Annotated in this window: 11 protein-coding genes; 7 read left to right on the top strand and 4 right to left on the bottom strand. The window is 43.7% G+C overall.

The genetic code is table 11. The features are described 5' to 3' along the window. Window positions 1–147: 147 nt before the first annotated feature. A complete protein-coding gene (locus J7545_RS00600; protein WP_318700398.1) occupies window positions 148–369 on the top strand; it encodes a hypothetical protein in 222 nt (73 codons plus the stop codon). Window positions 370–397: 28 nt separating this feature from the next. On the opposite strand, the gene J7545_RS00595 is transcribed toward J7545_RS00600, so the two are convergent. After that, window positions 398–1,570: a DNA cytosine methyltransferase gene (locus tag J7545_RS00595; RefSeq protein WP_318700397.1), complete on the bottom strand. Its 1,173-nt coding sequence runs from the start codon at window positions 1,568–1,570 to the stop codon at window positions 398–400. Window positions 1,571–1,740: 170 nt separating this feature from the next. Between J7545_RS00595 and J7545_RS00590 the strand changes: the two genes are divergently transcribed. The 4 genes from J7545_RS00590 (at window position 1,741) to J7545_RS00575 (ending at window position 3,616) form a co-directional block, all read left to right on the top strand. Then, on the top strand, window positions 1,741–1,878 hold the full coding sequence (locus J7545_RS00590; protein ID WP_318700396.1) for a hypothetical protein: 138 nt from the start codon (window positions 1,741–1,743) through the stop codon (window positions 1,876–1,878). A 50-nt stretch (window positions 1,879–1,928) separates the two neighbouring features. Further along, window positions 1,929–2,528, top strand: a complete 600-nt coding sequence (locus tag J7545_RS00585) for a hypothetical protein (RefSeq protein ID WP_318700395.1) — start codon at window positions 1,929–1,931, stop codon at window positions 2,526–2,528. A gap of 188 nt (window positions 2,529–2,716) precedes the next feature. Next, window positions 2,717–3,259, top strand: a complete 543-nt coding sequence (locus J7545_RS00580; protein WP_318718990.1) for a HAMP domain-containing sensor histidine kinase — start codon at window positions 2,717–2,719, stop codon at window positions 3,257–3,259. A gap of 156 nt (window positions 3,260–3,415) precedes the next feature. Then, the gene (locus J7545_RS00575; protein WP_318700393.1) at window positions 3,416–3,616 is read left to right on the top strand and encodes a hypothetical protein; all 201 of its coding nucleotides are present in this window, start codon (window positions 3,416–3,418) and stop codon (window positions 3,614–3,616) included. 99 nt (window positions 3,617–3,715) lie between these two features. On the opposite strand, the gene ftsH is transcribed toward J7545_RS00575, so the two are convergent. Continuing rightward, window positions 3,716–5,617, bottom strand: coding sequence for an ATP-dependent zinc metalloprotease FtsH (gene ftsH, locus J7545_RS00570; protein ID WP_413039275.1), 1,902 nt, complete (start codon window positions 5,615–5,617; stop codon window positions 3,716–3,718). Window positions 5,618–5,736: 119 nt separating this feature from the next. Beyond that, window positions 5,737–6,423: an MBL fold metallo-hydrolase gene (locus J7545_RS00565; protein ID WP_318718988.1), complete on the bottom strand. Its 687-nt coding sequence runs from the start codon at window positions 6,421–6,423 to the stop codon at window positions 5,737–5,739. On the opposite strand from J7545_RS00565, the gene J7545_RS00560 reads away from it, so the two are divergent. Both J7545_RS00560 and J7545_RS00555 read left to right on the top strand, forming a co-directional pair. Further along, a complete protein-coding gene (locus J7545_RS00560; RefSeq protein WP_318718987.1) occupies window positions 6,422–7,891 on the top strand; it encodes a site-2 protease family protein in 1,470 nt (489 codons plus the stop codon). The genes J7545_RS00565 and J7545_RS00560 overlap by 2 nt on opposite strands. Continuing rightward, the gene (locus tag J7545_RS00555; protein ID WP_318698030.1) at window positions 7,884–8,339 is read left to right on the top strand and encodes a hypothetical protein; all 456 of its coding nucleotides are present in this window, start codon (window positions 7,884–7,886) and stop codon (window positions 8,337–8,339) included. Before J7545_RS00560 ends, J7545_RS00555 begins: the two co-directional genes overlap by 8 nt. 17 nt (window positions 8,340–8,356) lie before the next feature. Here the strand turns inward: J7545_RS00555 and J7545_RS00550 are convergent, their stop codons facing one another. After that, entirely contained in the window at window positions 8,357–8,656 is a 300-nt protein-coding gene (locus J7545_RS00550) for a DUF86 domain-containing protein (protein WP_318698031.1), read from the bottom strand. Window positions 8,657–8,794 lie beyond the last annotated feature (138 nt).

Here is an 8,794-nt window from a genome sequence, read left to right as displayed (position 1 = left end):
TTACTCCTTCCAATGTGGCTCTTCTTTAGCTGAAGAATTAATGGAGTGCAAACCTCATAAGCGGTGGTTTTTTCCCCAAGGGCTACAGGCTCTATCCCTTATACAGTCTAGTTTTTAGCCTCCTTGTCACCCCTTAAGATTGATCTTATGCGTAGGAGTAGTCAATTTAAGCAAGCGTTAGAACTGATTAAACAAACCAAAGTAAATAACCTTGGAGAAAATGTTTTGCATTTTTTGGAATATCAAAAAAGACTTATTGAAAACAATGATACTTCTGCACATCAAATATCCGATACATTCGACAAACCCTGGATAAAAAATATATTACAAACAATCTATCGTGCTTTTAAGAAACTTGCGGCTCAATAGGTAGTGATATATCTATTGCTAGACAAGATCAAGAAAACAGAGAAAGTTGTTCAGCAATTTTTTGACCTTTTTCTTGGTGTCCTTGAATTAAATTAAAAAGATAAACCCCTATTTCTTTGGATAATAGAACCGGCACTGCATTGCCAATCTGTTTGTATTTAGACATAGTGGAACCATAGAAAATCCAATCATCAGGAAAAGTTTGAATTTTTGCAGATTCACGAACCGTTAAGCAACGCAGTTCCACAGGATGACACATATCTGTAGCCTTTTGATTTGGACTTGTTGTTATGGTTGGGGAGGGCTTATCCCAAGATAGTCTCCTATAAAAACCGACTTTTCCTCCTCCTGAATGATAAGCGCCTCCCATAGCTTCTTGTTTTACATCTTCTGGTAGATATTTCCAATTTTGTCCAGCTTTCAATAATTTTAAATACTTGAGGCGATTTTGTGAATAGGGTATAAATTCTGGTTCTAAATCCTCTAACCCTTTTAAACCCTCTCTTAAAGTCCGCCATCTAGGTAAGTTTTTACCATTTTTGGAATATTTTGGCAGAGGAAAAGTAACAGATTCAAAATCTCTGGAACCCAGAAATATGACACGTTGTCTGGTTTGTGGTACACCATAATCTGCGGCTTCTAAAACATTGTAAACCACTTGATAGCCTATGTTCTTCATTTCTAAGCGTACCACCTCCAAAGCCGCACCTTTCATTTCATCCTTGCTTAAAGGAGGATAATCTTTTCCACGTTGATTAATCGGTCTATGGCGTAGAGGAGCAGAAAGTAACCCTTTGACATTTTCCATTAAGAAAAAACGAGGTTTTACCTCTTTAACAATCCGAATAAAATCCATGAATAAGCTACCACGAGGGTCTAGCACAGAACCTCTTTTTCCGGCTGTACTAAAGGGTTGACAAGGCGGCCCACCCGTTACTAAATCCACGTCACCTGGTTGTAGAGGACGACCTAAACCTAAAACTTGTCCTCCTTCTTCAAGTAATTCTTGTGCCGTCACTTGTTCTATTGCTCTAGGAATAGCGCTATTTTTAAGAAAAGGTTTATTCAGAGCAATGGTCTTGATTGCATTGATTTCTTTCTCAACTACACTTACTGTAATAAAACCAGCTTGTTCTAGACCTAAATCGAGTCCATAGGCTCCGGTAAATAAGGAAATAGAAATAGGTTGATTATTTATCATTGCTATTGATCGTAATACTCGGGAGAAGTAAGTAGGCTCAGTTAATAACTCACCCTACTCATTAACGATGGGCATAATTCTTGTTATTATATTAAAGGCGATCGCTTAAGGTAAGATCGCTTTCAACAAGATCCTAAGCGAGTAGACTGGTTCTATACTTTAGTGCTATCGTGGCTATTTCGTCAAGATTTGCTGGGGCGATCGCCGCCTTAGATGTCCTCACTACCCTAGAGCCAAACAGCCCCTATCCCTGGGCTTATTTAGCCGTAGTCTATCTTTATGACTGGAAACCTCAAAAAGCTCGATAGGATTGATATAGATATACCACGCTCTATAACATCAAGCAAGGTAATTCCCCATGCCATTTAGTCAATTCAAAAGCATTTCTGAAGTTCAAAAAGCATACAATATTCGGTATACTGAAAGTTTATTTATATCGAATAGTGACATCCCTGTCCCTCAAAATTTGCTGGAAGAATTTGAGTTTAACCAAGAAAATATTGATATTTTTTCATCAGAAGCGGCTCGGTGTGAACTAATTATATCTCCCTTGCTCAGGGCAGTCTATAAAAACCATAGAAGTAATTACTCATTTTGGATACAAAAAAACATATCTTTTGACCAAGTATTGTGTGGAACACCCGACTATATATTTTCTAAGCGATCGTCGTTGGGCAAAACAGTTCTTGAAACTCCGATTCTCATAGTCGTTGAAGCAAAAAAGAATGACTTTGAGCAAGGATGGGGACAATGTTTAGCCGAGCTAGTTGCTTCACAAAAAATCAATAAGAATGAAAATAAGGAAGTATATGGTATTGTTACTGATGGAAATTTATGGCAATTCGGACGTTTGCATGCTGATGTGTTTACTAAACATGACAAAAACTACACAATTGATAAGATACAAGAGTTATATGGGACGCTAGAGTATCTTGCCAATTTATTGGATGCAAGTTGACATGTATAAAAAGATAATTTTGAAGTCGGGTACATCAGTTTTGCTGTTTTCTTTTCCATTACTCTTTAGTCATTAAAGGTTACCAACATCAGTATCCGAATCCACCGGAAACCATACACAACTTGGTTGAGACGCTCGATATAGAGTTTTTGAGGGCAGATCTTCAGAAACTGCTCAGGTCTAGTCAAGTGGGTATTGATCGCATCCAAACCATTGTACAATCTCTGCGCAAATTTTCTCGCTTGGATGAATCGGATTACAAAACGGTGGATTTGCACGAAGGCATTGAGAGTAGTTTATTGTTTTTGGGACATCACCTCAATCCCAATGGCGATCGCCCCCAGATTACCCTTATCCGTGAATATAGCAACCTTCCATTAGTCTCCTGCTATCCTCGACAACTGAACCAGGCAATGATGCATATCTTGAATAATGCGATCGATGCTTTAGAAGAACAGTCTGTAGAAGAAAAAATATTACGCATTTCTACTTCCTGTATTGACGAGCAATGGGTGAGGCTTTGCATTGCTGATAATGGAGTAGGGATATCAGAAGCTCTGCAAAGGCAAGTTTTTCAGCCCTTTTTCACCACGAAATTAGGCAAACAACACCATAATGGACTCGGACTCTACGTCAATTATCAAATCATTACTGAACAACACCAGGGTAAACTCTATTGTCACTCTACACCGGGTCAGGGAACAGAGTTGATCGTTGAAATCCCCATATAGAGATCCTCCATATCTATCCATGGGGGGTTGTCTCTCTGAGTATAATCATTAATTTTTGTTAAAAAACAATATTTTGTAGCCTTGAATACAAAAATATTTGATATAGTTAAAACTGTAAGGTAAAAAGAACTTAATAAAACAACTGGAGAAACGATTATGTTATCGACTAACGATCAAGCTCGCGCTTTAATGAACCGCCACCATCACCTCGTGAAAAACCGCCAACAGTCCATGCTCAACCGCTCCGCTGCTGAAGTTGGACTCGATCAAACCGGTGACTACTGGAATAACATTCAAGGTAAACCCGTTGGCAGACTTAATGAAGCTTACGATCGCAGTGGCTCATCCATGAGCTAGATAAACTCCATCTAGAGCATTAAATACCAACCCTTTGTATTTCCACACAAGGAGGACGCTTCTGACTCAGAAGCGTCCTCTGTCTCTATTTGTATCTGATTAAGCGCTGCCAGCTTTCACCAAATCAACCGGCGAGCTGGGTGTATTTTTCTGGTAGTCAGTGACAATTTGTCGGAAGCGATCGCCCTCAATGGTTTCCTGATCTAATAAAATATCAACCAATTTATCCATTAGGGGGCGATGCTCCCGTAGGAGTTTGCGAGCCTGTTGATGGCAACGCACGGCAATTTCCCGAATTTGATGGTCGATTTGGGTGGCGATTTCCTCAGAATATTCGGAACGAGTCATTAAATCCCGGCCTAAGAATACTTCATTTCCTTCACTTTCTAGGGCGAGAGGCCCCAAATCTGACATTCCCCACCGGGTAACCATTTCTCTGGCGAGTTTGGCTACCTGTTCAATATCACCAAAAGCTCCAGCCGTTACTTCAGCACTACCAAAAACTTCTTCTTCGGCTGCTCGTCCGCCAAGAAGAATAGTAATGCGATCGAGTAGCCACCCACGACTGAACAAACCACTATCTAAGTTTTCTTCGCTCAATACTCCTTGAGAAAATCCCTCCACTCCCCCAGATCGAGGAATGATCGTGACTTTGTTGAGGGGGTCAGCATTTTTAAGTAACGTTCTTAATAGAGCATGGCCAATTTCATGGTAAGCAGTTAAACGCTTTTTCTTGCTATCGAGTAGGGGTTTGAGGCTCATACCAATACTAACGCGATCGATCGCATCCTCCACTTCCAGAGGAGTTATGGCTTCCTTCCGCCGTCTGGCGGTGAGGATAGCAGCTTCATTGAGAACATTAGCTAGGTCAGCCCCGGAAAACCCAGGGGTGCGTCGGGCAATAAGCTCTAAAGAGACATCAGCCGAAACTTTCTTATCGCGAGCATGAACCTCTAAAATCCCTAATCGGCCTTTATACGTGGGCAAACCAACCATTACTTGGCGGTCAAACCTACCGGGACGCAAAAGAGCTTGATCCAGCACATCCGGGCGGTTCGTAGCGGCAATGATGATAATGCCACTGTTGCCTTCAAACCCATCCATTTCTGTCAACAATTGGTTGAGGGTTTGTTCCCGTTCATCATTACCCCCACCAATACCTGCACCCCGTTGACGACCAACGGCATCAATTTCATCGATAAAGACTAAACAGGGGGCATTTTCCTTGGCTTTCTTAAACAAATCCCTTACCCGCGAAGCGCCCACACCGACAAACATCTCCACGAACTCGGAACCGGAAATGCTGAAAAAGGGAACCCCGGCTTCACCCGCGATCGCCTTTGCTATCAGGGTTTTCCCGGTTCCAGGAGGTCCGACTAATAACACTCCTCTAGGAATTTTCGCGCCAATGGCTGTAAACCGCTCCGGTTGTTTTAAGAAGGTGACGACTTCTTGTAACTCTTCCTTAGCTTCCTCCACTCCAGCAACATCATTAAACACCACTCCAGTTTTGGCTTCCATCTGGAATTTGGCCTTAGATTTGCCGAAGTTTAACGCGTTGCCCGCCGACTGGGAAGAGCGCTTAACGATCATCATTAATCCGATTACCACCAACAGGATTAATAACAAATTGGCTACACTACTGACCACCATGCGATTATCCGCGCTGGCTTGTTCCCCAAACTTCACCTTATTGGCCTTGAGTTCTTCAATCAATTCAGGATTACGCTCAAAAATGATGACCTCTTGTTTGGTTTGCGATCCGTCTAAGGTCACTTGAGCGCGGTTCTTCGTGGGGTCAATTTCTACAAACTCTACTTCTCCCGCTTCAATTTTTTCCAACAATTGGGTATAACTGAGCTGCTGGGACTGAGCCTGGACTGGACGATTTAAGAGGCTCCAGGTGAACAGTAAGGAACTGCTCAGGGCCAAAGTCGCGCCCAGGGACATTCCTTTGCGTTTGAAGGTTTGAGCCATAGTTTTGAATTGAGAACTGTTCATAGCGTCAGATCGGGTGGTGCGATCGCCCAAAAATAGATTAGTGGATAATTTTAGTGTAACTGGGGAATGGGGAATGGGGGCAAGGCCATAGGCAATAGGCAACAAGCGATCTCCGTGTCTCAGTGCCCCCGTGTCCCTGTGTCCTCCCTCATCCCCCTATCTCCCCATCCTCGAATGACTCCTTGACCGCGCAGTAAGCCGGTATTCGCTCCGGGGCAGATATATTCTAGGGGTTTATCTTTGAATAGATCTAACAACCGTTCGACGCTGGCTAATTGTCGCTTCCAGTGGAAAGTTTTGCTCGTGCGTAGGGGGGTGGGATAGCCTTGTGCATTGGGGAGTAGATGGCGACCGGTAAATAAGATTCCCCCTAGGGCCGGATCGTAGAGACACGACGATCCGGGAGAATGGCCCGGAGTCCATAAGGCTTGGATTTGTTCGTCAGAAAACGTTAATTCGTGCTGGAATGGGGTTACACTCAAATTGGGTAAAAGATAAGCCTCCTGTTCTTGGATGATAACTTCACAGTTAAACGTTTGTTGAATTTCACGAACTTTGGCGATCGCTCCCCGATGGGTCAAAAACAGGAACTTTACTCCTCCTTGGTTTTGTAAGAAGTCTTGGTTTGTCTGATTCCAAGCGGGACAGTCAATGAGGATATTCGCTGAGTTGCCTACAATAAAATAGGAGGTTGCGCCCAAGATCTCTCGATTGGGGGGAAAGGCAAATCGGTTTTCTAAAATAACTCTAGGTTGTTTTGGAGGCTGGCTCTGCTCCTTGGGATTTGCATGATTTAAAGATGCCATGACTTTGTTATTTCTATTGTTGCTTGGACTGATCACTTATTTTATTGTGCAGCGTGGTGTGGCCAGCAGCACAAGCACTCCGGTGTGGATCTTGTGGTTGGTGATGATGACTCCGGCTTTGGCCTGGACAGTGTGGATATGGGTTCAAGGGGAAGATCGAGCGCCGCCTTTGGGGGTGATGATTGCCTTGTTTGTTTTTTCTTCTCTGTTGTATTTGTATCTGATTCAGGTCGGCCGGTCTTCGCCACCGAATCGGGAGACTGCTGAGTCAGAGCAGGAGTCCAAGGTTGCCCCTCCCCCTGCCTTGACCGTGGAAGAACAGCGCCAATTGGAACAGTGTTTTCCGTGGTCTGCCTATGCTCTCCATGAGACGGAATGTAAGGGACAGGTGGTGGTTTGTCGCGGTCAGTTGCGTACCTCTTCAGACGTAGCCTATAAGACAGTGCGGGAGAAAATCGAGGCTCACTTTGGCGATCGCTTTTTGATTGTGTTTCAAGAAGGGTTTGAAGATAAGCCGTTTTTTGTCTTAATTCCCAATCCCCAGTTTCAGGCGAAATCTCCCCAACCTCGTCTGACTCGACCGATGATGGCTTTAGGATTGTTGGCTCTAACCATCTTAACCACCACACTCATGGGAACTCTGGCTTTTTCCGATCTCGTGTCCCCAGAAGTCGAAGAGAATCCCAATTTATTGCTGGAAAATCCCAGTCTTTTGGCTCCCGGCTTGCCTTATGCGATCGCCCTCATGACCATTTTGGGTATCCATGAGTTGGGCCATTATCTCATGGCTCGTCGATACAAAATTAAGGCGACTCTGCCCTATTTTATCCCCATTCCTTTTTTCCTAGGAACCTTTGGAGCCTTTATCCAAATTCGCTCCCCCATACCCCATCGTAAGGCTCTGTTCGATGTGGGAATTGCTGGCCCCTTGGCGGGTTTGATGGTCACGATTCCCATTTTTATGTGGGGGTTGTCCCAGTCCGATGTGATTTCTGCCTCGGAAAATACCAGCATGTTTAATTTTGATTCTCTCAATCCTAAAGCGACGGTGCTGTTAGCTATCCTCAGTAAAATTGCCCTGGGAAATCAGTTAACGACCGATATGGCGGTGAATTTGCATCCAGTAGCCGTGGCTGGCTTTTTGGGTTTAGTGATTACAGCCTTGAATTTAGTTCCCGTGGGTCAGTTGGATGGTGGCCATGTGGTTCATGCCATGTTTGGTCAACGAACAGCCGTCGCTATTGGTCAGATCTCTCGGTTATTGGTGCTGATTTTGGCATTTTTGCATCAGGAGTTCCTCTGGTGGGCGATCTTTTTATTGTTAATGCCGATCGCCGATGAACCGGCGTTAAATGATGTGACAGAATTGGATAATGTGCGGGATTTCTTGGGATTATTGGCTTTGGTGATTTTAGTGATGATTGTGTTACCAGCTCCCCCCACGTTAATTGAATGGTTCTATGGCTGATGATATCCGACAGTGGTTAGAGCAAATTCGTCAATTGCAAGAGCAAATGAGGGATCTGCAACAAGAGTGCGATCGGGCCTATGCGAGTGCTGCCAATTGGCAGCGCTTGTATCAAACGGAGGCTCAACAACGCCGAAATGATACCAAACTAGCCGGGCAAAAAATCAAACGGCTTAAAGGTCAGTTGCAGAGTTTGCAGCAACCCCAACCCCAGTTATCGGGGGAAGTTGCCCCCGTGGAAGAGGAGGTAGAGAAGCTTGAGTCTGTGGAGGAGATGAAGGCTAAGTTAGTAGAGATCGTACAAGAGCGCGATCGACTCTTGCAAACGGTCAACAGCCTATCCCAAGCTCTGCAAACTGAAAAGGAGCAACATACCCAAACTCGCCAGAATTTAACTTCTGCCTTGGGAGACGCGATCGAGCGATTAAATCAATTGAAAAATCGGTAATAGGTAATAGTCACAAATTAATCAATCTCTTTTTCTAATTCCGTAATCAGTGGGTTTAAATCTTCATACACAGTTTGCCAAAGAATATCTAGATCGATATCAAAATAAGCATGAATCAATCTGTTTCTCATGCTAATGATTTGACTCCAAGGCAACTCAGATAACTCAGCTTGCTTTTCCTTTGAAACTCTAGATGCTGCTTCGCCAATAATCTCAATCAGCTTAATTAAGGATAACGTCAGCATTCTATCGCTATCTAAAGACGCTCTCGTTTTGCCTTGAGTAAAGCCACAGGCTTCTTTGGCCGCATCTAACATACCCCTCTTTTGTCACTCTGCCGAATCAAGTGAGAATTAAGTGAAGGGATTTATGCTGACGAAAAAAAGTATTGAAATTGATTGACACGGTGCAGCAATGGGTGAAGTGATGAGAGTAATTGCCAATCCGGAAAAACT

This window comes from Roseofilum sp. SBFL, from assembly GCF_017746885.1.
Lineage (GTDB): Bacteria > Cyanobacteriota > Cyanobacteriia > Cyanobacteriales > Desertifilaceae > Roseofilum.
This window is presented reverse-complemented; position numbering and strand designations above follow the sequence as displayed.